At 58.1% G+C, this 25,978-nt stretch carries 23 protein-coding genes; 13 read left to right on the top strand and 10 right to left on the bottom strand.

The annotated features are described in order from the left end of the window. Nucleotides 1-71: 71 nt before the first annotated feature. From MHZ89_RS12090 to MHZ89_RS12100, 3 genes are read right to left on the bottom strand one after another with little or no spacing between them, the layout of a single operon-like run. Nucleotides 72-1,328 carry a cytochrome c gene (locus MHZ89_RS12090; RefSeq protein WP_120455479.1) on the bottom strand — a complete coding sequence of 419 codons (1,257 nt, stop codon included), beginning with the start codon at nt 1,326-1,328 and terminating at the stop codon, nt 72-74. Nucleotides 1,329-1,332: 4 nt separating this feature from the next. Continuing rightward, nucleotides 1,333-3,102, bottom strand: coding sequence for a GMC family oxidoreductase (locus MHZ89_RS12095; protein WP_120455477.1), 1,770 nt, complete (start codon nt 3,100-3,102; stop codon nt 1,333-1,335). A gap of 34 nt (nt 3,103-3,136) precedes the next feature. Then, nucleotides 3,137-3,865 carry a gluconate 2-dehydrogenase subunit 3 family protein gene (locus MHZ89_RS12100; protein WP_120455475.1) on the bottom strand — a complete coding sequence of 243 codons (729 nt, stop codon included), beginning with the start codon at nt 3,863-3,865 and terminating at the stop codon, nt 3,137-3,139. 583 nt (nt 3,866-4,448) lie between these two features. On the opposite strand from MHZ89_RS12100, the gene MHZ89_RS12105 reads away from it, so the two are divergent. Next, nucleotides 4,449-6,020: an ABC transporter substrate-binding protein gene (locus MHZ89_RS12105; RefSeq protein ID WP_311783193.1), complete on the top strand. Its 1,572-nt coding sequence runs from the start codon at nt 4,449-4,451 to the stop codon at nt 6,018-6,020. A 73-nt stretch (nt 6,021-6,093) separates the two neighbouring features. Further along, the gene (locus MHZ89_RS12110; RefSeq protein ID WP_311783194.1) at nt 6,094-7,374 is read left to right on the top strand and encodes a DUF445 domain-containing protein; all 1,281 of its coding nucleotides are present in this window, start codon (nt 6,094-6,096) and stop codon (nt 7,372-7,374) included. A gap of 127 nt (nt 7,375-7,501) precedes the next feature. Here MHZ89_RS12110 and lptG read toward each other — a convergent pair whose 3' ends face one another. Next, the gene (lptG, locus tag MHZ89_RS12115) at nt 7,502-8,578 is read right to left on the bottom strand and encodes an LPS export ABC transporter permease LptG (RefSeq protein ID WP_120455467.1); all 1,077 of its coding nucleotides are present in this window, start codon (nt 8,576-8,578) and stop codon (nt 7,502-7,504) included. Beyond that, nucleotides 8,578-9,678, bottom strand: a complete 1,101-nt coding sequence (lptF, locus tag MHZ89_RS12120) for an LPS export ABC transporter permease LptF (protein ID WP_311783195.1) — start codon at nt 9,676-9,678, stop codon at nt 8,578-8,580. The genes lptG and lptF overlap by 1 nt, the downstream gene beginning before the upstream one ends. A gap of 257 nt (nt 9,679-9,935) precedes the next feature. Between lptF and pepA the strand changes: the two genes are divergently transcribed. The 3 genes from pepA to MHZ89_RS12135 all read left to right on the top strand — a co-directional run bounded on the left by pepA (nt 9,936) and on the right by MHZ89_RS12135 (nt 14,912). Further along, a complete protein-coding gene (gene pepA, locus MHZ89_RS12125; protein ID WP_033749345.1) occupies nt 9,936-11,447 on the top strand; it encodes a leucyl aminopeptidase in 1,512 nt (503 codons plus the stop codon). A 145-nt stretch (nt 11,448-11,592) separates the two neighbouring features. Further along, the gene (locus MHZ89_RS12130) at nt 11,593-12,051 is read left to right on the top strand and encodes a DNA polymerase III subunit chi (RefSeq protein ID WP_120455463.1); all 459 of its coding nucleotides are present in this window, start codon (nt 11,593-11,595) and stop codon (nt 12,049-12,051) included. Between the two features lie 5 nt (nt 12,052-12,056). Next, nucleotides 12,057-14,912, top strand: a complete 2,856-nt coding sequence (locus MHZ89_RS12135) for a valine--tRNA ligase (RefSeq protein WP_311783196.1) — start codon at nt 12,057-12,059, stop codon at nt 14,910-14,912. Nucleotides 14,913-14,982: 70 nt separating this feature from the next. Here the strand turns inward: MHZ89_RS12135 and MHZ89_RS12140 are convergent, their stop codons facing one another. Continuing rightward, complete coding sequence (locus MHZ89_RS12140; RefSeq protein WP_311783197.1) at nt 14,983-16,179, bottom strand: hypothetical protein; 1,197 nt, start codon at nt 16,177-16,179, stop codon at nt 14,983-14,985. Between the two features lie 96 nt (nt 16,180-16,275). Here MHZ89_RS12140 and MHZ89_RS12145 point away from each other — a divergent pair, with 96 nt between their 5' ends. Continuing rightward, nucleotides 16,276-16,779 (top strand): GNAT family N-acetyltransferase, encoded by a 504-nt coding sequence (locus MHZ89_RS12145; protein WP_311783198.1) that lies wholly within the window; start codon nt 16,276-16,278, stop codon nt 16,777-16,779. A 14-nt stretch (nt 16,780-16,793) separates the two neighbouring features. Here the strand turns inward: MHZ89_RS12145 and miaE are convergent, their stop codons facing one another. Further along, entirely contained in the window at nt 16,794-17,555 is a 762-nt protein-coding gene (miaE, locus tag MHZ89_RS12150; RefSeq protein ID WP_311783199.1) for a tRNA isopentenyl-2-thiomethyl-A-37 hydroxylase MiaE, read from the bottom strand. A gap of 55 nt (nt 17,556-17,610) precedes the next feature. After that, nucleotides 17,611-18,039: a ribonuclease E inhibitor RraB gene (gene rraB / locus MHZ89_RS12155; RefSeq protein WP_311783200.1), complete on the bottom strand. Its 429-nt coding sequence runs from the start codon at nt 18,037-18,039 to the stop codon at nt 17,611-17,613. A gap of 163 nt (nt 18,040-18,202) precedes the next feature. Between rraB and argF the strand changes: the two genes are divergently transcribed. From argF to nrdG, 6 genes are all read left to right on the top strand, one after another. Beyond that, the gene (gene argF, locus MHZ89_RS12160; RefSeq protein ID WP_311783201.1) at nt 18,203-19,210 is read left to right on the top strand and encodes an ornithine carbamoyltransferase; all 1,008 of its coding nucleotides are present in this window, start codon (nt 18,203-18,205) and stop codon (nt 19,208-19,210) included. Between the two features lie 231 nt (nt 19,211-19,441). Further along, the gene (pyrB, locus tag MHZ89_RS12165; RefSeq protein WP_120455450.1) at nt 19,442-20,377 is read left to right on the top strand and encodes an aspartate carbamoyltransferase; all 936 of its coding nucleotides are present in this window, start codon (nt 19,442-19,444) and stop codon (nt 20,375-20,377) included. A gap of 12 nt (nt 20,378-20,389) precedes the next feature. Beyond that, complete coding sequence (pyrI, locus tag MHZ89_RS12170) at nt 20,390-20,854, top strand: aspartate carbamoyltransferase regulatory subunit (protein ID WP_311783202.1); 465 nt, start codon at nt 20,390-20,392, stop codon at nt 20,852-20,854. An 82-nt stretch (nt 20,855-20,936) separates the two neighbouring features. Continuing rightward, nucleotides 20,937-21,323 (top strand): 2-iminobutanoate/2-iminopropanoate deaminase, encoded by a 387-nt coding sequence (ridA, locus tag MHZ89_RS12175; RefSeq protein WP_311783203.1) that lies wholly within the window; start codon nt 20,937-20,939, stop codon nt 21,321-21,323. 209 nt (nt 21,324-21,532) lie between these two features. Beyond that, nucleotides 21,533-23,671, top strand: coding sequence for an anaerobic ribonucleoside-triphosphate reductase (gene nrdD, locus MHZ89_RS12180; protein ID WP_311783204.1), 2,139 nt, complete (start codon nt 21,533-21,535; stop codon nt 23,669-23,671). After that, a complete protein-coding gene (nrdG, locus tag MHZ89_RS12185; RefSeq protein WP_311783350.1) occupies nt 23,671-24,147 on the top strand; it encodes an anaerobic ribonucleoside-triphosphate reductase-activating protein in 477 nt (158 codons plus the stop codon). The genes nrdD and nrdG overlap by 1 nt, the downstream gene beginning before the upstream one ends. Here nrdG and MHZ89_RS12190 read toward each other — a convergent pair. Beyond that, a complete protein-coding gene (locus MHZ89_RS12190) occupies nt 24,144-24,770 on the bottom strand; it encodes an NAD(P)H-binding protein (protein ID WP_311783205.1) in 627 nt (208 codons plus the stop codon). The two genes, nrdG and MHZ89_RS12190, sit on opposite strands and share 4 nt — an antisense overlap. A gap of 142 nt (nt 24,771-24,912) precedes the next feature. On the opposite strand from MHZ89_RS12190, the gene MHZ89_RS12195 reads away from it, so the two are divergent. Next, nucleotides 24,913-25,434 (top strand): type 1 glutamine amidotransferase domain-containing protein, encoded by a 522-nt coding sequence (locus tag MHZ89_RS12195; protein WP_120455440.1) that lies wholly within the window; start codon nt 24,913-24,915, stop codon nt 25,432-25,434. An 18-nt stretch (nt 25,435-25,452) separates the two neighbouring features. Here MHZ89_RS12195 and MHZ89_RS12200 read toward each other — a convergent pair whose 3' ends face one another. After that, the gene (locus MHZ89_RS12200) at nt 25,453-25,899 is read right to left on the bottom strand and encodes a YhbP family protein (RefSeq protein ID WP_311783206.1); all 447 of its coding nucleotides are present in this window, start codon (nt 25,897-25,899) and stop codon (nt 25,453-25,455) included. Between the last annotated feature and the right edge of the window lie 79 nt (nt 25,900-25,978).

Below are 25,978 nucleotides of genomic sequence, written 5' to 3' on the forward strand. Positions count from 1 at the left end.
AGCCAACAAAAAAGGGCGCCGCGGCGCCCTTCTCTTACTTCTCAGCCGTCTGAAAGAAGACGCAGTGCCTTTTAGTCGTGCTTCAGCGACTTCCGCACATCCGCAACCTGATCCTTGCTCACCGCTGGCGCATTGTTGCTCCAGCCCTGACGGATAAAGGTCGCGAGCTGCGCCACTTCGTCGTCGCTCAGGCGCTTGCCGAAGCCGGGCATCGCCAGCGTTGACGGCGCTTTCTCCGTCGACGGCTGCTGCGCGCCTTCCAGGATGGTGTGGATCAGCCCGGTCGGATCTTTGGCGTTAACAATCGTCGCCTGATCCAGCTCCGGGAAGACGCCTGGCGCGCCCTTGCCGGTCACAAAGTGGCAGGCACCGCAGTTGTCGATATAAAGACGCTCGCCCTCGGTCAGGTTCTTCGCCGCCGTCAGCTTCGCTTCAGTCTTCTGCTGCGCCTGGACGTTGTAAGCCTGCAGCGGCGGATTGCCGCCGAGGAACTTCAGATACGCCGCGACCGCCTTGAGATCGGCGTCGGTCATGTGCGAGCTGCTGTGCTCAATCACCGACTTCATCTCGCCACCTACCGCCGCTTTATCGTTGCGGCCGGTCTGCAGGTAATCGACGATCTCCTGCTCGCTCCAGCGCGGCAGACCGCGCAGCGACGGCACGTCCCAGTCGTTCAGGCTGCCGCCCGCGAGGAACTTCGCATCGCCGCTGTCCAGCGCCTTCTCGTTCATGCCGATGCCGCGCGGCGTATGGCAGCTGCCGCAGTGGCCCAGGCTCTCGACGATATAGGCGCCGCGGTTGATCTCTTCAGAGGCACCGCCGATCGGCTGGAACGGCTTGTCGCTGGTAAAGGCCCAGTTCCAGAAGCGCATGCCCCAGCGCTGGCTGAACGGGAAGCTGAGGCGGGTTTCCGGCGGCTGCTCGGCGCTCGGCTTCACGCCTTTCATAAAGTAGACATACAGCGCGTGCATATCTTCGTCGCTGATTTTGGCGTAGTCCGGGTAAGGCATCGCCGGATAGAGGCGCGAGCCATCCGGCAGCACCCCTTTGCGCACCGCGTCAGAGAACTGCTGTTCGCTGTAGTTGCCGATGCCGTGAGCTTTGTCCGGAGTAATATTGGTTGAATAGATGGTGCCGAGGTTCGAATCAATCGCCAGGCCGCCGGAATAGTCCGGCTTGCCCGCGAGCGAGTGACAGGCCATACAGTCGCCGAGGCGCGACAGGTATTCGCCTTTCTTAATCAGCTGGGCCTCATCTTCCGCGTGCGCAGGAGCAGCCATGCATCCCAGCAGCACGGCGTTGGCGAGTAACAATGATTTCAGTTTCATATGCTTATGCCTGTACCAGTGGACCGGGGTTTTTCAGATACTGTTCCTTGATCGCCTGCGCCGCCATCAGGGTAATCGCGCCGATGGTATCGGTCGGGTTCGCCTGGAAGTTCTGCGGGAAAGCGTTGCCGCCCGGTACAAACACGTTATGCACGTCCCAGCTCTGCAGATACTTGTTCAGCGCAGAGGTTTTCGGGTTGTCGCCCATTACCGCGCCGCCCACGTTGTGGGTAGAGACGTACTTGGTCAGGTCGAAGTTGGCGTCCATCGGCAGGAAGCTCATGCTCATGCTGTCCGGGTTCAGCTCTTTGCCGATATTGCCGACGATGCCTTTCAGGTACTGCTGCAGCTTGAGCTCGTTCTGTTTCCAGTTAAAGGTCATGCGCAGCAGCGGCTGGCCGCGGTGGTCGGTGTAGTTCGGATCGAGATCCAGATAGACATCGCGGTACGACTGGCAGGTCGTGGTGATGCTGATCTTCATGGAGTGGCCGTACCACTCTTCCAGACCCTCTTTGTAGCCCATGCCCCAGCTCGGCGTGCCTTTCGGCAGCGAGGTGGCGATTGGCGTACCGGTAGCCTGCGAGCTGTGGATCTTCGCGCCGCCAAGGAAGCCGAGTCCAGGACCGTCGAAGTTACCCGGAGAGATGTCGTTGAACATCTGGCCGGTGGCGCCTGCGGTGGCGTACGGGTTGAAGTTTTTGTCTTTGAAGAACAGGGTCGCGCCGCCGTTCGACAGGAAGGCGTAGTTACGCCCTACCACACCCTCTTCGGTAATCGGGTTATAAGGCTTGCCGATGCCGGAGAGCAGCATCAGGCGCACGTTATAGAGCTGGAAGCTGGAGAGCACGACGATCTTCGCCGGCTGGAATACTTCGTTGCCGTCCACGTCGTAGTAGATCACGCCTTTGGCGGTCTTCTTGTCGTCGTGCAGCACCACTTTCACCACTTCCGCGTGCACTTCGTAGGAGAAGTTCGGCATGCGCTTCAGCGCATCCATCACCGCGGTCTGCGGCGACGCTTTGGAGTAGTTCAGACACGGATATTTTGAGCAATAGCCGCAGTAGTTGCAGGGCGCAATCTGGTTGCCGTACGGGTTTTTCCACGCGCGGGAGACGCACGCCGACGGGTTCGGGAACGGATGGTAGCCCAGCTTCGTCGCCGCTTCTTTAAACATCACGTTGTTCAGCGTGTCTTCCAGCGCCGGCAGCGGATAAGGCTCGGAGCGCGGGCCTTCGAACGGGTCGCCGCCTTCCAGAATCTGACCGCGCAGGTTGCCGGTGTTGCCCGACTGGCCGCAGATCAGCTCGAACTTGTAGTAATAGGGCTCGATCTCATCCCAGGTGAACGGGAAGTCCATCACGCGCATATCTTCCTGCAGGATGCCCGGCTTGTAGGCCTCGTCCACGTAGGTTTTCAGCTTGATGTCAGTCGGTGTCGGACGGATCAGTACCGCCGTCCAGTGCATGCCTGCGCCGCCCACGCCGGTGCCCGGCGCGAACGCGCCCCATTTACGGGTTGGCAATGCGGTCTGGGTGGTGTCGTAACGTACGGTGACCGCCACTTCTTTCGGCGTGGCGAACACTTTGTTGCGTACGTTATAGGCGTATTCGTCAGCCGGTTTCGGGTAGGCGAAATCGGGGTAGTCGCGCTCGCCGCCGCGCTCTAAGGCGCGCACTTCGAGGCCCGCCAGCGCCAGTTCGATACTCATCAGCGAGCCGGCCCAGCCGAGGCCGCAAACAACGACGTCGACTTCTTTTTTAGTAATCTGTGCCATGATAATCCTGTCTCAAATACCTGATTCAGCGCCGTTAAGCGCGTTCACCCAAAAGGCTGACCGGCCCCAGCGGATAAGGCACGTTGTGCTGCTTCACCCATTCGGTAAAGCTGGCGCGCGCGCCGGGGAAGCCGATGGCGATCCAGGCTTTCATGCCTTTGTTGCCGCCGTACATCGGATCCGCGAGATAGCCATGTTTGGTATCAGAGAGCAGCTGGCTGAAGAACTGCGACGCTTTCATATTGGGTTCGCCCAGCGCGGCGAAGTCGATGCCGTTCTTGTTGAGTTTGGTCAACACGTCATCTTTCTCTTCCAGCGTGAGCTGCTGGAACGGCTTGTTGTAGGTGGTCTGCACCCACTGCGTCACCAGCTTGATAGCGGTGTGGTACATCTGCTGCGGAGTAAACGGGATCTGGTAGCCGAAGGTTGGGTCGGCATGAACGTTGAACGGGCCCTGCAGATAGATCTCGTCGCCGAACTCGCTGGTCTGCAGCTGCTGGTCGATAAAGATCGGCACGTTGGTTTCCAGCGCGCCTGGCGCTTTGCCTTTGCCGCCTGCCGGGATCAGGCGATCGGTTGCCGCCAGAATAAACTGCCATTCGTCCGCGCTAAAAAAGCCCGGTTTATAGTCAGCCAGCTCCGGCGCGGCCATTTCTGCCGCCTGCGCCGCAGTCAGCCCTTTTAATACCAGGTCACTTAGCGGTAACGCCAGTAAAGACCCGAGCAAAAACTTTCGTCTGGTGGTGGGTTTTTCAAGAAGCATAGCGGCACGACTCTCACTTGCTGTAAAAGTAATATATTTGTTAAACACAAATCTTATCGGTTAATTACGCGGCAATATTAGGGATATAAATATTTCTAAATGTAAAAATGCAATTTTAAATGTGTTTTAGTGAAAAATTATCATTGTGTTACTGGAGAGTTACAGGCGGGTAACAGCTTTTGCAGGCAGGAATTTTGTTTAAAACCGCACAATCGTTAGTTATTTAGCCAGAAAATTTGTGCGCAGCCCCAGTTTTATTTACGGTGAGTGACAGTTGCCGAAAATAATCAATCAAAAAAAATCATACTTCCATACAAGAGAGTCATTCTTATTAGCAACGATATATTCACTGAATTACAGCAGCAATGAAATATAGCTGAAAATGTGATCGCTATTGAATCTCATCCCTGTTTCGCACCCGCACAATATTTCCGCAGTTTATTTTGAGAACAGCGGCAAGTTGCTGGCGAATAATGCAGCAATTTCAGACGATTTTTTTCTGCAAAGCTCATAACAAAGCGGCATTTTGACTCTGTCCGGCGACGGATAAAGTAGGTTTATCAACTACTCAGGATAAACTTCTATGCGACGCATATTGCTTTTAATCTCAGGCGTGCTGTTGCTGGCGCTTCAGGTACAGGCCAGCACGCCAAAAGATACGCTGATTATCGCCGTACCGCTCGACGGCATTATCAGTTTCGATCCGGCAGAGAGCTTTGAAACGGTCAGCAACAGCAGCCTGCGTAATGTTTACCAGACGCTGGCGGAGCCGGATCAGGACGACCCGCAGAAGCTCTCGCCGCTGCTGGCGCGCAGCTGGCAACAGGGCGCGACGCCGCACAGCCTGGTCTTCAACCTTAATCCCGACGCCCGCTTCGTCTGCGGCAACCCGGTGACCGCGCAGGATGTGGTCTTCTCCCTGACGCGCGCGGTGAAGCTGAACAAAGCGCCCTCGTTTATTCTCGGCGAGTTTGGCTGGACGCCTGACAATATCGACAGCCAGTTTACGGTAGTCAACGACCACCAGCTGACGATCCGCTGGCCCGCGCAGATCGGCCAGGATCTGGCGCTGCGCCTGCTGACCGCGCCGGTCAGTTCGGTAGTCGACAGCAAAACCGCGCTGCAGCACGCCAGCAATAACGACACCGGCAACGGCTGGCTGAAAACCCACTCGGCGGGCAGCGGCGCCTTCTCGATTAAGCAGTTTGTCCCTCTGCAGGCGCTGGTGCTGGAGGCCAACCCCTACGCCGCGCCGCAGCCGCACCTGAAGCGCGTGCTGCTGAAGGGCGTCGCTGATGCCAGTACGCGTCGCCTGCTGGTGCAGCAGGGCGATGCGGATGTCGCCTACCAGCTCGGCCCCGATCAGATTGCAGCGCTGAAGAGCGACGCGAATGTGCGTATCGACGCCTTCCCGTCGAGCCTGATTTACTATCTCGGCTTTAATACCAAAAACGCGAAGCAGCCTGCACTCGGCAATCCGGCGCTGTGGCAGGCGGCGCGCTGGCTGGTGGACTACGACAGCATCGCCAGCCAGCTATTGAAAGGCCAGTACCGCATCCACCAGAGCTTTCTGCCGGACGGCTTTGACGGCGCGCTGAACAGCACGCCCTTCCACTACGACGTCGATAAAGCCAAAGAGATTTTAACGCGCGTCGGCATCGCGCCGGGCGCGCATATCGCCCTGACGGTGGTCAATCAGCCGCCCTATATCGACGTGGCGCAGGCCCTGCAGGCGAGCTTCGCAAAGGCGGACGTCAATCTGGATATTCAGCCGGTGGCGGAGTCGGAGCTGTGGAGCAAGATGCGCGCGCGCGATTTCCAGTCAATCTTTATCTACTGGGGCGCGGACTATATCGATCCGAACACCAACGCCAGTACCTTCGCTTATAACGTGCCGGGCGGTGCTAAAACGCTGGCCTGGCGCGTAGGCTGGGAGATCCCTGAACTGAGCGCCGAGACGCGTAAGGCGGCAGGCGAAAGCGATGCGACGCAGCGGCGCGCGCTCTACACCCATTTGCAGACCGAGGTGCAGCAGAACTCGCCATTCGTCACTATTCTGCAGGGCGCGCAGCAGGTAGCGGTGCGGAAGAACCTCAGCAACGTCAAACAGGGCATCGGCGTCAGCATGCTGCGGATGGATGAGGTGCAGAAATAATTCGCGGCATGCCCGGCAGCCTGCTCCGCTGAGACGGTTTCCGCAGCGGTTTGGCCTCTGCTAAGCTGTGTGCATGGATAAATTACGCGAACTCAAACGGACAAAACGTCTGGCGCTCGGCCTGCTGCTGCTGGCCGCCGCCATCTTTATCACCACGCTTTTTCTGCCGCCCAACTTCTGGGTGAGCGGCGTCAAGGCGATCGCTGAAGCGGCGATGGTCGGCGCGCTGGCGGACTGGTTCGCCGTAGTGGCACTGTTTCGCCGCGTGCCGGTGCCTTTTATTTCGCGCCATACGGCGATTATTCCCCGTAATAAAGAGCGTATCGGCGACAACCTGGGCCGCTTCGTGCAGGAGAAGTTTCTCGATACCGACTCGCTGCTGGCGCTGATCCGCCGTCACGATCCGGCGCAGATGCTGGCGCAGTGGCTCAATGCGCCGGGCAATGCCGATCGTATCGGTCGTCATCTGCTGCAGGTGATGCGCGGTTTCCTCGATCTTACCGACGACGCGCGCATCCAAGACTTTATGCGCCGCGCGGTACATCGCGCCATCGACAAGGTGGATCTGTCGCAGACCAGCGCGGTGCTGCTGGAGAGTCTTACCAAAAACAACCGTCATCAGGAGCTGCTCGACGCGGCGATAGAGCAGCTGCTGCGTCTGCTGCATAAGCCCGCCACGCGCGATTTTATCGCCATGCAGATTGTGCGCTGGCTGAAGCGCGAGCATCCCATTAAGGCCAAAATGTTGCCGACCGAGTGGCTGGGCGAGCACAGCGCGGAGCTGGTCGCCAACGCGGTGGATTCCGTCCTCGACGACGTGGCGGCCGATCAGGGACACGAGCTGCGCCTCGGCTTTAACCGCGCGGTGGATAGGCTGATTGAGAAGCTGAAGCACGACCCGGAGATGGCGGCGCGCGCTGAAGAGATTAAACGCTGGATAAAAGAGGACGCCTCGCTGAACCGCTATATCGGCGAGCTGTGGAACGATCTGCGTACCTGGCTGAAGAGCGACCTCAACAGCGACGACTCACGCGTGCAGGAGAAAGTACGTCAGGCGGCGCTGTGGCTGGGTGAGAACCTGGCGCGCGACGACGCGCTGCGCGCCTCGATGAACCGCCATCTGGAGGACGCCGCACGCAGCGTCGCGCCGGAGTTCGCCGCCTTTCTGACGCGTCATATCAGCGATACGGTGAAGAGCTGGGACGCACACGAAATGTCGCAGCAGATTGAGCTGAATATCGGCAGGGATCTGCAGTTTATTCGCATCAACGGCACGCTGGTGGGCGGCACTATTGGACTGATTCTCTATCTGCTGTCGCAGCTTCCGGCGCTCTGGCCTTTGCTGGTGCGGTAACGCGCAAGGTAAAGAGAGACAAGGCAGAATCTGTGGGCGCATCTCAGCTTATATGCTGCCGGTTTCAGTGGGTGCGACATCACCAATAAAAAAGGCCGCTTACGCGGCCTTTTTTATTCTGAGACGGTTAACGTCGCTTAATCAGCAGGAACAGGCTAATCGCGAAGAACGCGGCGCTGGGAAGGATAGCGCCCAGCACCGGCGGCAGGCCGTAAACCAGGCTCAGCGGACCAAAAATCTGATCCAGCACGTAGAACAGGAAGCCGAAGCTGATACCGGTCACCACGCGCACCCCCATCGACACGCTGCGCAGCGGGCCAAAGATAAACGACAGCGCCATCAGCATCATCACCGCCACCGACAACGGCTGGAAGATTTTGCTCCACATATTGAGCCGGTAACGACCCGACTCCTGGCCGCTCTGCTTCAGGTATTTGCTGTAGTTATAGAGCCCGCGGATCGACAGCGCGTCGGGATCGAGCGCCACCACGCCGAGCTTGTCCGGCGTCAGGTTGGTTTTCCATTCGCCGCTCAGGCTCTGCGAGCCGCTAATCTGCTTCGGATCGTTCAGGTCTGACTCATCCACCTGCGCCAGATTCCAGCGCTTGTTGTTCTGATCCCAGGTCGCGCTGGCGGCGTAGCGCACGCTCTTCAGGCGGCGGTCGTCGCTAAAGCTGTAGATGCTGACGCCGTCGAGCTGGTTATCACCGCGCACCCGTTCGATATAGATAAAGTTATTGCCGTCTTTCGCCCACAGGCCGTTCTGCGTCGATACCAGCGCGCCGCCGTAGAGCTGCGTCGCACGATAGTTACGCGCCATCTGCTCGCCCGCTGGCGCCAGAAACTCGCCGATCGCCATAGTGAGCAGCACCAGCGGAATAGCGGTTTTCATCACCGACAGCGCGACCTGCATGCGGGTAAAGCCCGCCGCCTGCATAACGACCAGCTCGCTGCGCTGCGCCAGCGTGCCCAGGCCGAGCAGCGCGCCGAGCAGCGCCGCCATCGGGAAGAAGATCTCCACATCCTTCGGCACGCTGAGCAGCGTGTAGTAACCAGCGGCGAGCGCGGTATAAGCGCCCTGCCCGGTTTTACGCAGCTGATCGACGAACTTGATGATGCCGGAGAGCGACACCAGCATGAACAGCGTCAGCATGATGGTATTGAAAATGGTTTTACCGATATAACGGTCGAGAACGCGAAACATCAGACGGAACCTCCGCGGCTGAAGCGGGCGCGCACGCGACGCATCGGCACCGTATCCCACAGGTTAAGCACTATCGCCAGCAGCAGATAGCCGACATTCACTGTCCACATCCAGATAGCGGGATCGAGCCGCCCTTTCGCCGCATTCGACCTCAGCGAGCTTTGCAGCAGGAAGAAGATCAGATAGAGCAGCATCGCCGGCAGCATCGACAGTACGCGACCCTGGCGCGGGTTAACCACGCTAAGCGGCACCACCATCAGCGCCATCACCAGTACGGCGAAGATCAGCGTAAAGCGCCAGTGCAGCTCCGAACGGAACGCTGGCGTGTCATTGCTTAACAGCGTGGTGAGATCGGACTGTTCGGCGTCGTTCGGATCGAGCGTCGCCTCTTTGTAGCCGACTCGTGCCTGGTAGTTAGTGAAGTCAGTAATACGGAAGTCGCGCAGCATCGCTGTGCCTTCGAAACGCGTGCCTTTATCCAGCGTCACGACCTGCGAGCCATCTTTATGCTGCTCCATATGGCCGCTGTCCGCCAGCACCACGGAGGGACGCGCATTGCCTTTGGCGCGCAGCTGCGCCAGGAAGACGTTGCCGAACTGGTTGCCCTTCACGTTTTCGATAAAGAGCACCGAATTGCCGTCGCTGGAGCTCTGGAACTGCCCGGCCGCCAGCGCCGCCGCGCCTGGGTTGGCTTTGGCGTTTTGCGTCACCTCATCCTGATAGCGCGAGGACCAGGGGCCGAGCCAGATAACATTGACCGCCGCCACGGCAGAGGTGAGCAGCATCAGCACCATCGCCGCCTTTACCAGCACGCTTTTGCCTAACCCGCAGGCGTGCATTACGGTGATTTCGCTGTCGGTATAGAGCTTGCCCAGCGTCATAAGGATCGCCAGAAACAGGCTTAACGGCAGAATAAGTTGTGCCATTTCAGGCACGCCAAGCCCTAACAGAGTCAGAACGAGATTTGTTGGGATTTCGCCGTCCACCGCAGCCCCTAAAATCCGCACTAACTTCTGACAAAAGAAGATAAGCAGCAGGATGAAAAGGATAGCCAGCTGGCTTTTGAGCGTTTCCCGAACCAGATATCTAATGATGATCACGCTTAGTACGCCTGTGATAACTTGTCTTTTTGCAGGAAAATCGCTAGTTTCAACGCTTATCAGCCATTTTTCTTCATCAATGGCCCACGTCGCAGCTAAAATGGTATGACAAATGCGTCAGGGTGGTGAAAATTAACGCGTTGCCACACTAAACGTAGTTCGAACGTTGATTACCACCAAACTTTTTACCTCTGTGGTATCAAGCGGACCATTCTAGCGACAGCCGCGGCCGTTGTCTTTAAGATTCAGGAGAGTGCATGGAGTTCAGTGTAAAAAGCGGAAGCCCGGAGAAACAGCGCAGCGCCTGCATTGTTGTCGGTGTTTTCGAGCCGCGTCGTCTGTCGCCGATCGCCGAGCAGCTAGACAAAATCAGCGATGGCTACATCAGCGCCCTGCTGCGCCGCGGCGAGCTGGAAGGCAAAGTGGGCCAGACCCTGCTGCTGCATCATGTACCCAATATTCTTTCCGAGCGCATTCTGCTGATTGGCTGCGGCAAAGAGCGCGAACTGGATGAGCGCCAGTACAAGCAGGTCATCCAGAAGACCATTAATACGCTGAACGACACCGGCTCGATGGAAGCGGTCTGCTTTCTGACCGAGCTGCATGTAAAAAGCCGCAATACCTACTGGAAAGTGCGTCAGGCGGTCGAAACCTCTAAAGAAGCGCTTTATAACTTCGACCAGCTGAAAAGCAATAAAACCGAGCCGCGCCGTCCGCTGCGCAAGCTGGTGTTCAACGTGCCGACGCGCCGCGAACTCACCAGCGGCGAACGCGCCATTCAGCATGGCCTGGCGGTCGCAGCCGGCGTGAAGGCGGCGAAGGATCTCGGCAATATGCCGCCGAACATCTGCAACGCGGCCTATCTCGCCTCGCAGGCGCGCCAGCTGGCGGACGCCTACAGCAAAAACGTCACGACCCGCGTTATCGGCGAGCAGCAGATGAAAGAGCTGGGCATGAACGCCTATCTCGCGGTAGGCGCAGGCTCGCAGAACGAGTCGCTGATGTCGGTCATTGAGTACAAAGGCAATCCCGATGCGGAAGCGCGCCCGATTGTGCTGGTGGGCAAAGGGCTGACCTTTGACTCTGGCGGCATCTCCATCAAACCCGCCGAATCGATGGATGAGATGAAGTACGACATGTGCGGCGCGGCGTCGGTCTACGGCGTGATGCGTATGGTGGCCGAGCTGAACCTGCCGCTTAACGTGGTCGGCGTGCTGGCGGGCTGCGAAAATATGCCGGACGGTCGCGCCATGCGTCCGGGCGACGTTCTGACCACGATGTCGGGCCAGACGGTGGAAGTGCTGAATACCGATGCGGAAGGCCGTCTGGTGCTGTGCGACGCGCTGACCTACGTCGAACGCTTCGATCCGGAAGTGGTGATCGACGTGGCGACCCTGACCGGCGCCTGCGTCATCGCGCTGGGCCACCACGTCAGCGGCCTGCTGTCGAACCATAACCCGCTGGCGCACGAGCTGATCGGCGCCTCCGAGCAGTCCGGCGACCGCGCCTGGCGTCTGCCGATGGCGGACGAATATCAGGAGCAGCTGGAATCGAACTTCGCCGACATGGCGAATATCGGCGGCCGTCCCGGCGGCGCAATCACCGCGGCCTGCTTCCTGGCGCGCTTTGCGCGTAAATATAACTGGGCGCACCTGGATATCGCCGGCACCGCCTGGCGCTCCGGCAAAGCCAAAGGCGCAACCGGTCGTCCGGTGCCGATGCTGTCGCAGTTCCTGCTGAACCGTGCCGGTCTGAACGGCGACGACTGACGGCCCGACGCGCGCCGCTCTCAGGAGCGGCGCGTACGCCGCAAATTGATTTCACACGCCGCCGCCTCCATATCCACCTTATCGGGAAGTGCTACCGCGCGCCTTAGCTGGTAACATCGACACCTCTCACCCACAAGGCCTTTCCATGAAAAACGCAACCTTCTACGTAATGGAATCGGACTCGCACAGCGAGGAGCTGAGCGCCATTGAGGCGCTGGTGTGCGATCTGGCGGAAACGCGCTGGCGGGCGGGCAAACGCATTTTGATCGCCTGTGAAAACGAGCAGCAGGCCATTCGTCTCGACGAGGCGCTGTGGCAGCGTCCGGCCAGCGCCTTCGTACCGCACAATCTGGCGGGCGAAGGTCCGCGCTACGGCGCGCCGGTCGAACTGGCCTGGCCGCAGCGTCGCGGCAGTTCGCCGCGCGATCTGCTGATCAGCCTGCTGCCGCAGTTTGCAGATTTTGCTACTGCTTTCCATGAAGTGATAGACTTCGTACCCTACGAAGAGTCTCAGAAACAGCTGGCGCGCGACCGCTATAAAGCGTACCGCAGCGTTGGTTTCCAATTGAATACGGCCACGCCGCCACAGCCGCAAACGACATAGCAGAAATGGAAAAAACATATAACCCGCAAGATATCGAGCAGCCGCTTTACGAGCACTGGGAAGAGCAAGGCTATTTCAAGCCTAACGGCGATACCAGCCAGGAAAGCTTCTGCATTATGATCCCGCCGCCGAACGTCACCGGCAGCCTGCACATGGGTCACGCCTTCCAGCAGACCATCATGGACACCATGATCCGCTACCAGCGCATGCAGGGCAAAAACACGCTGTGGCAGGTGGGCACCGACCATGCGGGTATCGCCACCCAGATGGTGGTGGAGCGCAAGATCGCCGCCGAAGAGGGCAAAACGCGCCAGGATTACGGTCGCGACGCCTTTATCGACAAAATCTGGCAGTGGAAAGCAGAATCGGGCGGCACGATTACGCGCCAGATGCGTCGCCTCGGCAACTCCGTGGACTGGGAGCGCGAGCGCTTCACCATGGATGACGGCCTCTCCAACGCGGTGAAAGAGGTGTTTGTTCGCCTCCATAAAGAGAATCTCATCTATCGCGGCAAGCGCCTGGTGAACTGGGATCCGAAACTGCGCACCGCGATTTCCGATCTCGAAGTGGAAAACCGCGAGAGCAAAGGCTCGATGTGGCACATCCGCTATCCGCTGGCAGACGGCGTGAAAACCGCCGAAGGCAAAGATTATCTGGTGGTCGCCACCACCCGTCCGGAAACCCTGCTGGGCGATACCGGCGTGGCGGTTAACCCGGAAGACCCGCGCTACAAAGATCTGATCGGCAAAGAGGTGATCCTGCCGCTGGTGAACCGTCGCATTCCCATCGTGGGCGACGAGCACGCCGATATGGAGAAAGGCACCGGCTGCGTAAAAATCACGCCGGCGCACGACTTCAACGACTATGAAGTCGGCCGCCGCCATAAGCTGCCGATGATCAATATTCTGACCTTTGACGGCGATATCCGCGAGCGCGCTCAGGTGTATGACACCAACGGCGAAGTCAGCGACGCCTGCTCAGACGAGATCCCGGCGCAGTTCCAGAAGATGGAGCGTTTCGCCGCGCGTAAGGCGATTGTCGCCGCCGTGGACGAGCTGGGCCTGCTGGACGAGATCAAACCGCACGACCTGACCGTACCTTATGGCGATCGCGGCGGCGTGGTGATTGAGCCGATGCTGACCGATCAGTGGTACGTGCGTACCGCGCCGCTGGCGAAAGTCGCGGTCGAGGCGGTGGAAAACGGTGATATCCAGTTCGTACCGAAGCAGTATGAAAATATGTACTTCTCCTGGATGCGCGACATTCAGGACTGGTGTATCTCGCGCCAGCTGTGGTGGGGCCACCGCATTCCGGCCTGGTACGACAACGACGGCAACGTCTATGTTGGCCGCAGCGAAGAAGAAGTGCGCAGCGAGAACAACCTGGGCGCGGACGTGGCGCTGCGTCAGGATGAAGATGTGCTCGACACCTGGTTCTCCTCTGGCCTGTGGACCTTCTCTACGCTCGGCTGGCCGGAGAACACCGAAGCGCTGCGTCAGTTCCACCCGACCAGCGTGCTGGTCAGCGGCTTCGACATTATCTTCTTCTGGATTGCCCGCATGATCATGTTGACCATGCACTTCATCAAAGATGAAGACGGCAAGCCGCAGGTGCCGTTCAAGACTGTCTATATGACCGGTCTGATCCGCGACGAAGAAGGCCAGAAGATGTCAAAATCCAAAGGCAACGTTATCGACCCGCTGGATATGGTCGACGGCATCTCGCTGGAAGATTTGCTGGAGAAGCGCACCGGCAACATGATGCAGCCGCAGCTGGCGGAGAAGATCCGCAAGCGCACCGAGAAGCAGTTCCCGGCGGGCATCGAGCCGTCAGGTACCGATGCGCTGCGCTTTACCCTGGCGGCGCTGGCGTCGACCGGCCGCGATATCAACTGGGATATGAAGCGTCTTGAAGGTTATCGCAACTTCTGCAACAAGCTGTGGAACGCCAGCCGCTTTGTGCTGATGAACACCGAAGATCAGGATTGCGGTCAGAACGGCGGCGAAATGACGCTGTCGCTGGCGGATCGCTGGATCCTCGCCGAATTTAACAGCACGGTGAAAGCGTACCGCGAAGCGCTGGACAGCTATCGTTTCGATATCGCCGCCAACCTGCTCTACGACTTCACCTGGAACCAGTTCTGCGACTGGTACCTGGAGCTGACCAAGCCGGTAATGAACAGCGGCAGCGAAGCGGAGCTGCGCGGCACGCGCAACACGCTGGTAACGGTGCTGGAAGCGTTGCTGCGCCTCGCCCACCCGATTATTCCGTTTATCACCGAGACCATCTGGCAGCGTGTGAAGGTGCTGAAAAATATCAGCGACGACACCATTATGCTGCAGCCTTTCCCGCAGTACGACGCGGCGAAAGAGGATGCGGAAGCGATGGCAGATATCGAGTGGATGAAGCAGGCGATCGTCGCGGTGCGTAATATCCGCGCCGAGATGAATATCGCCCTGAGCAAACCGCTCGACGTGCTGCTGCGCGACTGCTCTCCGGCTGCGCTGCGCCGCGTGGAAGCGAACCGCACTTTCCTGTCGCGCCTGGCGCGTCTGGAGAGCCTGACTGTCCTGCCGGCTGGCGAAAAAGGTCCGGTTTCCGTGACCAAAATCGTTGAAGGCGCCGAGCTGCTGATCCCGATGGCGGGTCTGGTGGACAAGGCGGCGGAGCTGGATCGTCTGGCGAAAGAGCTGGGCAAGCTCGACGTCGAGATTGAGAAGATTCAGGTCAAGCTGGCGAACGACGGCTTTGTTTCGCGCGCGCCGGAAGCGGTGGTGGCGAAGGAACGCGAGCGTGTCGCCGAGCTGGAGCAGTCAAAAGCGAAGCTGATTGAACAGCAGGCAGTGATCGCGGCGCTCTGATTTACGTCATGCCCGTAAAAAAACCCTGCGCTCCGGCGCGGGGTTTTTATTGTCTGACGTCGAAGATAACTTAACGTGGTTTGACGTTAAACAGCGGGACGAGCGCCGCGCTCGACCTGAGCTGATCGCTTTTCGCCAGCAGGCAATACTGACTCATGGCCGTCAGTTCCGCTTTCGCTTTTTCATCCGTCTGCCAGGTAAAGGCGTTATTTTTTAACGCGGTTTCCCTCAGCGCTTTGAGCACCCTGGGGCAGATAAGGTGCGTTTCGCCATTCGAAAAAGCTTCAATGCCTGCAATCAACCGTTCTCCTCTGGAGGTGATTTTGCTCGCTCCCCAGATCTTCTTTGGAAAATAATAGTCGGGAAAGCTATCCGCTTTAAAAGCAAATAACCGCTCATGCCATGAAGCCATGCCGACTATTTCAATCGAGCGTTGATTGATCTGAATAAGCTGAACGGAAAACAGCGAAAAAACGGCAATCACAATCGCGGGAGAAAAAGCCATAACCGGTTTTATACCGTAGCGTGTCTTATCCTTGTTCATGGTTAACGCTAGTAACACTGGCAGAAAAAGAAAGATATACATAATCACAATCACAGCATACTGGAGCAGCAAACTGCGGTCTGAAAAATAGATGTCTGACTGCAACAAAAAAAGCAGCGGTAAAAAAGAGAGGCCCGCGATAAGGACTGCAAACAGGGTATAACGGAGATTAATAATCGCCGTCCGGGTCGCTGTTTCTGCTATCAGAAATGCCCATTTCCGCTTGTCTGCCAGGCCATCCTTTCCGGTCTGAATCTGCTTTAAGCGTTTGAGAAGCTCGCGATGGTGCTTTTGCCGCTGACAGTTAAAGCGATAGTTTAAAAAAGAATGAATAAAAAACAGCACAATGCAGGCTAAAACAGCATGCCATGCTGAGATCTTTTCCTCCGTGAACATAAGCGTGAGCGCTGCCACAACCGCCGCTAAAGCGGTAGCCGCACAGCATCCCTCATTATATTTTATCTTTAGCTTTGTCTTTTTATTGCTCTGCTCGCCTGTCAGAGAGGAAAATGCCGAGGGGATTAGTAAAGTTAGGGCAAAAGCGCTACAGAATAATAGCGAGGTAATTAACACCGCAATCACGCCAGTGACGTTATTAATAATCAGCGGAAAAATATCCAGCCGACCTATCCATCTCAGGTAACCCCATGCATTAATAAATCCCGCAAAAATAAATAATGGGAAAAACGCCTTAAGCTTTTTAAAAATACGTAATAACACCATATCCAGCCTCCATGCCTCATAACGAATATTGCTTTTCCCTGACGATAATGCTATTTCTGGTGAATGTCTAACCGATGTTAACCACCCTATTTCGCTATGATCCCTGCAACCCAGCCTACACTAACGCTGCGTCCTATTAGCGCTGCCGACAATCCCCATATCGCCCGGGTGATCCGCACCGTCTCCGCGGAGTTCGGCCTGACCGCCGACAAAGGCTATACCGTGGCCGATCCGCAGCTCGACAGCCTGTATGAACTCTACAGCACCGAACACAGCGCCTACTGGATTGTGGAACATCAGGGAAAGGTGATGGGCGGCGGCGGCATCGCCCCGCTCGCCTGTAGCGCGCCCGATATCTGCGAGCTGCAAAAGATGTATTTCCTGCCAGAGGTGCGCGGCTTTGGCGTAGCGCGCGAGCTGGCGCTGCGTGCTATGGAGCATGCGCGTCAGCGCGGCTTCCGCCGCTGCTATCTGGAAACCACCGGCAGCTTAACGCGCGCTATCAAACTCTATGAGTCGCTGGGATTTGAGCGTATCGACAACGCGCTGGGCTGTACCGGCCATGGCGACTGCGAATACAGAATGTTGAAAGCGCTGTAGCCGCGCTTTCCCTGTCAGAATGCCGGCACGCCGCTGTGAAAACGCAGCTCCGCGTCCGGTTCGCTAATCAGCTTTGCCTCCGCTTCGCCAATGGCGCGCACGCGCGGCGCGATATCCTTCGGCGAGATCTGCGCCGCCAGGGCTAAATAGTCCTGATAGTGGCGCGCTTCCGAACGCAGCAGCGAGATATAGAACTTCTCCAGCTCCGCATCCAGCCAGGGCGCCAGGCTGGCGAAGCGTTCGCAGGAGCGCGCTTCGATATAGGCGCCGCAGATAAGCTTGTCCACCAGCGTATCGGGCTCGTGGGTAGTGATTTCGCGCAGCAGTCCTTTGGCATAGCGGCTGGAGGTGATCTTTTTATAGGGCAAGCCGCGCGCCTGCATAATCTCCCATACCTGATAAAAGTGGTGCAGCTCCTCTTTAATCAGCAGCACCATTTTCTCTACCAGATCGTCCGCCCAGGGGAGTTCGTTGCGCACAATAATGCTTTTGGACAGATTCTTATGGGCCTGAATAAACTGGCTGTCGGGGTGCTCGCGGAAAATAAAATCTTCATAGGGCTTAAGCCAGGCGAGGATCGCCTCTCCGCTCGGCTTGTCGGCGACATATTTACGGATTAGCCAGGTGGCGGTTTGCGCCGCTTTCAGTTCGCAAACCAGATGGTCGGTCAGCAGCAGCGTCAGGTTTTCCGGTTTGCGCGCCTCGTCAATCCAGGCTTGCGGCGTGCGGCAGAGTAAAAACTGATAGATAGGCTCAAGCAGCGGTGCGTAGTTCATGTCGGTTCAAAAGGCAGAAGGCAGAAAGGCGGAGCGCGCGGCTCCGCCAGGGAAATCAGTGATGTACGCCGGTATCTTCGTCGCCGTCGATAATGTCGCCATCTTCGTCGTCATCTTCGTCTTCGGCGTCGGGATCTTCAAAGTAGGTGCCCCAGCCGTCGTAGTCGACGTTATATTTACCCACCAGATTAACCAGCTGCTCTACCTGCGCGTCGATCAGCTCAGGCTTCAGCGCCGACTCGCTCAGGATATCGACGCACATCACCGTGGTGCCATCCTCCAGCTCCAGCTCTTCCGGCTCGGTCACTTCATAACCCAGCTTGAACGCGTCGACCGCCGCTTTCTCCAGCGAGTCGAAGTTGTTGCAGGAGAGATGATGTTCAATGGTATAGAGCGCATCCGGATCGCTGCCGTCTTCCAGCAGCTCATCAATGATCAGGCGTGTCTCTTCACGCTGCTCTTCCAGCAATGCTTCATATGCCATGGCGAATTCCCCTCAGTGTTCGGCAATAAACAAGTATTTTCCCACACTGCCCAGCGCGCCACTACTCAAAACGGAAAGTTTCTTTACGCTGGGGTTGAAAATGAATATTCATACGTTTAAATTGAATTTTCATTCAACCGGAATGGATGCACTGGAGCCCGTTATGAGTCAGCTTTATCAACGCCACTTCCTTCGACTGCTGGATTTCACCCCGGCCGATATCACTTACCTGCTCGACCTCGCCGCTGAATTAAAACACGCTAAAAAAAACGGTAACGAAACGCCGCGCCTGAAAGGCAAAAACATCGCGCTCATCTTCGAAAAAGACTCGACCCGTACCCGATGCTCTTTCGAAGTTGCCGCATACGATCAGGGCGCTAACGTTACTTACCTTGGCCCGAGCGGCAGCCAGATCGGCCATAAGGAGTCGATGAAGGATACCGCGCGCGTGCTGGGCCGCATGTATGACGGCATCCAGTATCGCGGTTACGGCCAGGCGCTGGTGGAGACGCTGGCGGAATTTGCCGGGGTGCCGGTATGGAACGGCCTGACCACCGAGTTTCATCCTACTCAGCTGCTGGCCGACCTGCTCACGATGCGGGAGCACCTGCCGGGCAAAGCGCTGCAGGAGATGACGCTGGTCTACGTCGGCGACGCGCGCAACAACATGGGCAACAGCATGCTGGAAGCCGCGGCGGTAACTGGTCTGGATCTGCGTCTGGTCGCGCCAAAGGGCTGCTGGCCGGAGCAGGATCTGGTTGAGGCCTGCCGTCAGGCGGCGCAGAAAACCGGTGGTAAAATCACGCTGACCGAAGATATCGCCGAAGGCGTTAAGGGCGCGGACTTTATCTATACCGATGTCTGGGTCTCTATGGGCGAGGCGAAAGCGGTATGGGAAGAGCGCATCGCGCTGCTGCGCAGTTATCAGGTGAATCAGGCGATGCTGCAGCTGACCGGCAATCCGCAGGTGAAATTCCTGCACTGTCTGCCTGCGTTTCATGACGATCAGACCACGTTAGGCCGGCAGATGGCCGAACAGTACGGGCTGCACGACGGTATGGAAGTCAGCAACGAGGTCTTTGAATCAGAGCACAGCATCGTGTTCGACCAGGCGGAAAACCGTATGCACACCATTAAAGCGGTCATGGTGGCGACGCTTAGCCAGGCATAAGTCAGCAGGCGCTCCGCAAACGTTTTCCCTTGATGCAAAATGTCGGACGGGTATAATGCGCCCCAATTTGCCGGAGGAAGCATGCAACAGCGCAGCGTAAACATTCACGCGACATCACGCCTGAACGCAGGCGGCGCCCCTGTTTTTTCCGTCACCAACCCGATCGTAAAAAAAGCCCCTTAAGCAGGGGCTTTTTTTTGTCCGCAATTCGGTAGCGCAGAGGAGCGAGCTATGGCTAACCCGTTATATCGCAAGCATATTATTTCCATTAACGATCTCAGCCGCGACGAACTGGAGCTGGTGCTGCACACCGCCGCGCGGCTGAAAGCCAGTCCGCAGCCGGAGCTGCTAAAGCATAAGGTTATCGCCAGCTGCTTCTTTGAAGCCTCGACGCGTACGCGCCTGTCGTTTGAAACGGCTATTCATCGTCTTGGCGCGTCGGTGGTGGGTTTTGCCGACGGCAGCAATACCTCGCTCGGCAAGAAGGGCGAAACCCTGGCGGATACGATTTCCGTTATCGGCACCTACGTCGATGCCATCGTGATGCGTCATCCGCAGGAGGGCGCGGCGCGCCTCGCCACTGAATTTTCCGGCGGCGTGCCGATCCTCAACGCCGGGGACGGCGCCAACCAGCATCCGACGCAGACGCTGCTGGATCTCTTCACCATCCGCGAAACGCAGAGCCGCCTGGATAACCTGAGCATCGCCATGGTCGGCGACCTGAAATATGGCCGCACGGTGCACTCACTGACGCAGGCGCTGGCGAAGTTTGACGGCAATCGCTTCTACTTTATCGCGCCCGACGCGCTGGCGATGCCCGCCTATATCACCGACATGCTGGACGAGCGCGGCATCGTCTGGTCACGCCACGACAGCATCGAAGCGGTGATCCCGCACGCCGATATTCTCTATATGACCCGCGTGCAGAAAGAGCGTCTCGACCCGTCCGAATACGCCAACGTTAAGGCACAGTTTATCCTGCGCGCGGCGGATCTGGCTGGCGCGCGCGACAATATGAAAGTGCTGCATCCGCTGCCGCGCGTTGACGAGATCGCCACCGACGTGGATAAAACGCCCTACGCCTGGTATTTCCAGCAGGCGGGCAACGGCATCTTCGCGCGTCAGGCTCTGCTGGCGCTGGTACTCAACAGCGAACAGGATCTGTAAGGAGCAATCGCCATGACTCATGACAACAAACTGCAGGTAGAAGCGATCAAGCGCGGTACGGTCATTGACCATATTCCGGCGCAGGTCGGGTTTAAATTGCTGTCGCTGTTTCGCCTCACCGAAACCGACCAGCGCATCACTATCGGCCTCAACCTCCCTTCCGGCGAGATGGGCCGCAAGGATCTGATTAAGATTGAAAATACCTTTCTTACCGAGGATCAGATCAACCAGCTGGCGGTCTATGCGCCGCACGCAACGGTCAACCGTATCGACGACTACGAAGTGGTCGCAAAAATCGCGCCGACGCTGCCGGAGCGCATCGAGCGCGTGCTGACCTGTCCAAACGGCAACTGCATCAGCCGCAGCGAGCCGGTTTTCTCCAGCTTCGCGGTGAAAAAGCGCGACGACGAGGTGCAGCTGACCTGCAAATACTGCGAGAAAGCCTTTGCCCACCACGTGGTGCTCGGTCACTGGTAATCGCCCTGCCCGCCCCTATAATGGGGCGATGTTTCTCGCCAGCGGCGGCACGCCGCCGCTGCGTCACTCTTAAGGAGCAAGTATGTCTCGCGAAATCAGTACGGAAAAAGCGCCAGCGGCGATCGGGCCTTATGTGCAGGGCGTCGATCTGGGCAATATGATCATCACCTCCGGCCAGATCCCGGTCGATCCGGCGACCGGCGCGGTGCCGGAAGCGATCGACGCGCAGGCGCGTCAGTCGCTGGAAAATGTGAAAGCGATCGTCGAAGCAGCTGGCCTGCAGGTTGGCGACATCGTGAAAACCACGGTGTTCGTTAAAGACCTCAACGACTTCGCTACCGTTAACGCTACCTATGAAGCCTTCTTCACCGAGCATAACGCCAGCTTTCCGGCGCGTTCCTGCGTAGAAGTTGCCCGTCTGCCGAAAGACGTGAAGATCGAGATCGAAGCGATCGCCCTGCGCCGCTAACGATCGGCTGCGCGCGGCGACCGCAGCGCGCAGTTTGTTTGCCCCTCTCCTTTCCACCCTTTTGACGCAAATTTTCCTCTTCGCCTGGCTTTGCGCCGCGACCTTCTGTTCTTTGTTTCAGGTCAAAACAGCTGCGATTAAATTATCCCCATATCCATATGTAGTGATTAAAATCCAGCTAAGCACAACATATAGGGAATGGAGAGATCATGGCAAAGGTAGTGATGAAGCGCGACGGCTGTCGCTCGGCGTTTGACGCCGCGAGAATTGAGGCGGCAGTGTTGGCGGCGGCGCACGCGGCGCAGGTCGAAGATACGCAGTGGTGCGCCACGGTCGCCCGATGCGTCAGCGAGAAACTGGCCGACCGTGTTGAAGTCGATATTCGTGATATTCAGTTCGCGGTTGAAGAGACGCTGATGGGCGGCCCTTACCCTCAGCTGGCACGCGCCTATATCGAATACCGTCACGATCGCGACGTAGCGCGCGAGCAGCGCGGCAAGCTGCATCACGCCATTCGCGGCCTGGTCGATCAGACCAACGCGGCGCTGCTTAACGAGAACGCCAACAAAGACAGCAAAGTGATCCCAACGCAGCGCGACCTGCTGGCGGGGATCGTGGCGAAGCACTATGCGCAGCAGCAGCTTCTGCCGCGCGACGTGGTGCAGGCGCACGAGCGCGGTGAAATCCACTACCACGATCTCGACTATTCCCCCTTCTTTCCGATGTTCAACTGTATGCTGATCGATCTGAAAGGGATGCTGACCAACGGCTTTAAAATGGGCAATGCCGAGATCGAGCCACCGAAATCGATCGCCACCGCCACCGCGGTAACCGCGCAGATCATCGCGCAGGTCGCCAGCCATATTTACGGCGGCACCACCATCAACCGCATCGACGAGGTGCTGGAACCCTTTGTGCTGCTCAGCATGGAGAAGCATCGCGCCATCGCCGCCGAATGGCAGATTGCCGATGTGGATGCCTACGCGCGGACGCGCACCGAGAAAGAGTGCTACGACGCCTTCCAGTCGCTGGAGTATGAGGTCAACACGCTGCACACCGCCAACGGCCAGACGCCGTTCGTCACCTTCGGCTTCGGGCTCGGCACCAGCTGGGCGGCGCGGCTTATCCAGCAGTCGATCCTGCGCAACCGCATCGCCGGACTGGGCAAAAATCATAAAACCGCGGTCTTTCCCAAACTGGTATTCGCTATCCGCGAAGGGCTGAATCGCCGTCCGGGCGATATCAATTACGATATCAAGCAGCTGGCGCTGGAGTGCGCCAGCAAGCGCATGTATCCCGATATTCTTAACTATGACCAGGTGGTAAAAGTCACCGGCTCCTTTAAAACGCCGATGGGCTGCCGCAGCTTTCTTGGCGTCTATGAGGAGAATGGCGTCGAAATTCATGACGGCCGCAACAATCTGGGCGTGATCAGCCTCAATCTGCCGCGTATCGCGCTGGAGGCGCAGGGCGACGAGGCGCGATTCTGGACGCTGCTCGACGAGCGGCTGGCGCTGGCGAAGCGCGCGCTGATGACGCGTATCGCCAGGCTGGAGAAAACCAAAGCGCGCGTGGCGCCCATTCTCTATATGGAGGGCGCCTGCGGCATACGTCTCAATGCCGATGACGAGGTAGGGCCAATTTTCCGCAACGGCCGCGCCTCTCTTTCGCTGGGCTTTATCGGCCTGCATGAAACCCTTAACGCCCTGAGCGGCGGCGCGCGCCATCCTTATGACGATCCCGCGCTGCGCGCCAAAGGGATCGAGATTATCTCTCGTCTGCGCGCCGCGGCCGACGCCTGGAAAGCGGAAACCGGCTACGGCTTTAGCCTCTACAGCACGCCGAGCGAAAACCTTTGCGACCGCTTCTGCCGCCTCGATGCCGCACAGTTCGGCGTAGTGCCTGGCGTAACCGATAAAGGCTACTACACCAACAGCTTCCATCTCGACGTCGAGAAGAAAGTTAACCCCTATGAGAAGATCGACTTTGAAGCGCCCTATCCGCCGCTGACCAACGGCGGCTTCATCTGTTACGGCGAATACCCCAACGTGCAGCACAACCTCAAGGCGCTGGAGGATGTGTGGGACTACAGCTACGATCGTGTGCCCTATTACGGCACCAATACGCCGATAGACGAATGCTACGAGTGCGGCTTTACCGGCGAATTCAGCTGCACCAGCCGAGGCTTTACCTGCCCGAACTGCGGCAATCACGACCCGGCGCGCGTGTCGGTAACGCGCCGCGTCTGCGGCTATCTCGGCAGCCCCGACGCGCGACCGTTTAACGCGGGCAAGCAGGAAGAGGTGCAGCGGCGGGTCAAACATCTGGAGAGCGGGCCGCTGGGATGATGCGCTTTCATCGCTATTATGAGGTCGATATCGTTAACGGCCCCGGCACGCGCTGCACGCTGTTCGTGGCCGGATGTGAACACCAGTGTCGCGGCTGCTACAACCAGAGCACGTGGCGACTCGACTCCGGTGCCCCTTTTACGCTGGAGATGGAGGAGCGCCTGATCGCCGATCTTCAGGACACCCGCATTCCGCGTCAGGGACTCTCCCTGAGCGGCGGCGATCCGCTGCATCCGCATAACGTGCCCTATATCCGCCGGCTGGTGAAACGCGTGCGCGCAGAGTGTCCAGGTAAAGATATCTGGCTCTGGACCGGCTATCAGCGCGCCGAGTTAAGCGGTTCCCAGCGCGAGGTGCTGCACTATATCGATGTGCTGATCGACGGGCGCTTTGTAGAAGAGGAAAAAGACGCCACGCTGCTGTGGCGCGGCAGCCGCAATCAGGTTATCTGGGATCTGCGTAAAGAGCGCGGCTAGCGTGGGATTTGACCCGATTCGATAATCTCCACGCTGTCGCCGCCGGGCTGAAAGGCGCGCGCGAGCATGCACTCTGCCACCGCCTGCGCGGAGACCGAGCGCCAGTTGCCGGGCAATATCCCAAACAGCGGTGCCATCAGGCTTTCGCCGGTACGCTGGCGCGTGCGCTCGCCCAGCAGCAGAGAGGGACGAACCAGCGTCAGGCGAGGCCAGCCCTGATGGCGCAGCGCCGTCTCCATCTCGCCTTTTACCCGGTTATAGAAAAAAGGCGAATGGCGATTTGCGCCGTGGGCGCTGACGGCCACCATCTGTTTCGCGCCCAGCCGCAGCCCGTTCAGGCCAGTATCTACCACCAGCGTATAGTCAACGTGCAGAAACGCCTCTTTACTGCCCGCCTCTTTCCGCGTGGTGCCGAGACAGCAAAACACGCTGTCGATGGCGACGTTAAGCGGACGCAGCACGTCGGTCAGATCCGCCTCGACCAGATTTACCACTTTGTTCATTGGCGGCAGCTGACGACGCGTCGGCGCGATAATTTCGTCAACGCGCGTATCCGCCACCAGCAAACGCAGCAGATGCGCGCCCACCAGGCCCGTCGCGCCAGTCAGTAATACACGATGCATCTCGCCTCCCGCTAACCTGTTGCCATTACTCTGAAATATAGTCAGCTTTGGCCGCCCGGCTTGCATTTTCAGCACAAACAACCAGGCTTAACCTGTTCACCAGGAGAGCGCATCGTGCGCAAATCATCATGAGGAGGGGAAAATGAGCAAGAAGATTGCGGTACTGATTACCGATGAATTTGAAGACTCAGAATTTACCTCACCGGCTGACGCTTACAAGCAGGCGGGCTTTGAGGTGGTCACCATCGAGAAAGAGGCGGGTAAAACCGTTACCGGCAAACAGGGCGAAGCGCAGGTGAAGATTGACCGCGCCATTGATGAAGTAAGCCCGGCCGAATTTGACGCGCTGCTGCTGCCCGGTGGTCATTCGCCCGATTCGCTGCGCGGCGATGACCGTTTTGTCGCCTTTACCAAAGAGTTTGTTGCCAGCGGCAAGCCGATTTTTGCTATCTGCCACGGCCCGCAGCTGCTGATCAGCGCGAACGGCGTGCGCGGCCGCAAAATGACCTGCGTGAAGGCGATTGCTATCGACCTGCGCAACGCCGGCGCAGACTTCTATGATGAAGAGGTGATCGTGGATGACGATCGTCTCGTTACCAGCCGTACGCCGGACGATCTGCCCGCCTTTAATCGCGAGTCTCTGCGTATTCTGCAGGCGTCGTAACGCGCTGTTCCCTTTCCCTTAGGGGAAAGGGATTTCACTCTCTTCCCGCCGCCAGACGATTTTTTTACCAAATCCCAGCGCATTATCGGTCATCTTGATCTCATCCAGCCGGATCTCCCACAGCGGCGCAGAGACTTTGCGCGCCACAGGAAAACGTTTCTGATAGATCATTCGCGCCTGCGCTTCCGCTGCGTCCTCAAGCCGCGCGATTTTCCCGCGATACTGCACGCCTTTAATCAACAGCACAGTTTTCGGCTGACCATTTACGGTGCCCGCTACCTGCGGATTCGCCTGCAGCAGCGTGCCATGACGCGTATCAGGCTCGGTCATCAGCCAGAACGCCATGCTGGCTTCGTTAAAGACGTAAAAACAGTTGGCGCACCAGAGATCGCCGTCAGCCTGACAACAGAGAGAGAGCACATGCTGCTTTTTCAGGTAGCGCACCAGATGAGAATGGTCAGACACGTTCTATTGCTCCGTGCAAAAATCGCCGGATAGCCGCCGCGTCGCTGGCGCGCTACACTGCCCGGCAGTAAAGATTCAG

The organism is Pantoea sp. ACRSB, assembly GCF_022346905.1.
GTDB classification, from domain to species: domain Bacteria; phylum Pseudomonadota; class Gammaproteobacteria; order Enterobacterales; family Enterobacteriaceae; genus Pantoea; species Pantoea piersonii.

Coding starts and splice junctions, on each gene's coding strand:
- MHZ89_RS12090 (WP_120455479.1), bottom strand. CDS start 1,328: ATGAAACTGAAATCATTGTTACTCGCCAACGCCGTGCTGCTGGGATGC.
- MHZ89_RS12095 (WP_120455477.1), bottom strand. CDS start 3,102: ATGGCACAGATTACTAAAAAAGAAGTCGACGTCGTTGTTTGCGGCCTC.
- MHZ89_RS12100 (WP_120455475.1), bottom strand. CDS start 3,865: ATGCTTCTTGAAAAACCCACCACCAGACGAAAGTTTTTGCTCGGGTCT.
- MHZ89_RS12105 (WP_311783193.1), top strand. CDS start 4,449: ATGCGACGCATATTGCTTTTAATCTCAGGCGTGCTGTTGCTGGCGCTT.
- MHZ89_RS12110 (WP_311783194.1), top strand. CDS start 6,094: ATGGATAAATTACGCGAACTCAAACGGACAAAACGTCTGGCGCTCGGC.
- lptG (WP_120455467.1), bottom strand. CDS start 8,578: ATGTTTCGCGTTCTCGACCGTTATATCGGTAAAACCATTTTCAATACC.
- pepA (WP_033749345.1), top strand. CDS start 9,936: ATGGAGTTCAGTGTAAAAAGCGGAAGCCCGGAGAAACAGCGCAGCGCC.
- MHZ89_RS12130 (WP_120455463.1), top strand. CDS start 11,593: ATGAAAAACGCAACCTTCTACGTAATGGAATCGGACTCGCACAGCGAG.
- MHZ89_RS12135 (WP_311783196.1), top strand. CDS start 12,057: ATGGAAAAAACATATAACCCGCAAGATATCGAGCAGCCGCTTTACGAG.
- MHZ89_RS12140 (WP_311783197.1), bottom strand. CDS start 16,179: ATGGTGTTATTACGTATTTTTAAAAAGCTTAAGGCGTTTTTCCCATTA.
- MHZ89_RS12145 (WP_311783198.1), top strand. CDS start 16,276: ATGATCCCTGCAACCCAGCCTACACTAACGCTGCGTCCTATTAGCGCT.
- miaE (WP_311783199.1), bottom strand. CDS start 17,555: ATGAACTACGCACCGCTGCTTGAGCCTATCTATCAGTTTTTACTCTGC.
- rraB (WP_311783200.1), bottom strand. CDS start 18,039: ATGGCATATGAAGCATTGCTGGAAGAGCAGCGTGAAGAGACACGCCTG.
- argF (WP_311783201.1), top strand. CDS start 18,203: ATGAGTCAGCTTTATCAACGCCACTTCCTTCGACTGCTGGATTTCACC.
- pyrB (WP_120455450.1), top strand. CDS start 19,442: ATGGCTAACCCGTTATATCGCAAGCATATTATTTCCATTAACGATCTC.
- pyrI (WP_311783202.1), top strand. CDS start 20,390: ATGACTCATGACAACAAACTGCAGGTAGAAGCGATCAAGCGCGGTACG.
- ridA (WP_311783203.1), top strand. CDS start 20,937: ATGTCTCGCGAAATCAGTACGGAAAAAGCGCCAGCGGCGATCGGGCCT.
- nrdD (WP_311783204.1), top strand. CDS start 21,533: ATGGCAAAGGTAGTGATGAAGCGCGACGGCTGTCGCTCGGCGTTTGAC.
- nrdG (WP_311783350.1), top strand. CDS start 23,671: ATGCGCTTTCATCGCTATTATGAGGTCGATATCGTTAACGGCCCCGGC.
- MHZ89_RS12190 (WP_311783205.1), bottom strand. CDS start 24,770: ATGCATCGTGTATTACTGACTGGCGCGACGGGCCTGGTGGGCGCGCAT.
- MHZ89_RS12195 (WP_120455440.1), top strand. CDS start 24,913: ATGAGCAAGAAGATTGCGGTACTGATTACCGATGAATTTGAAGACTCA.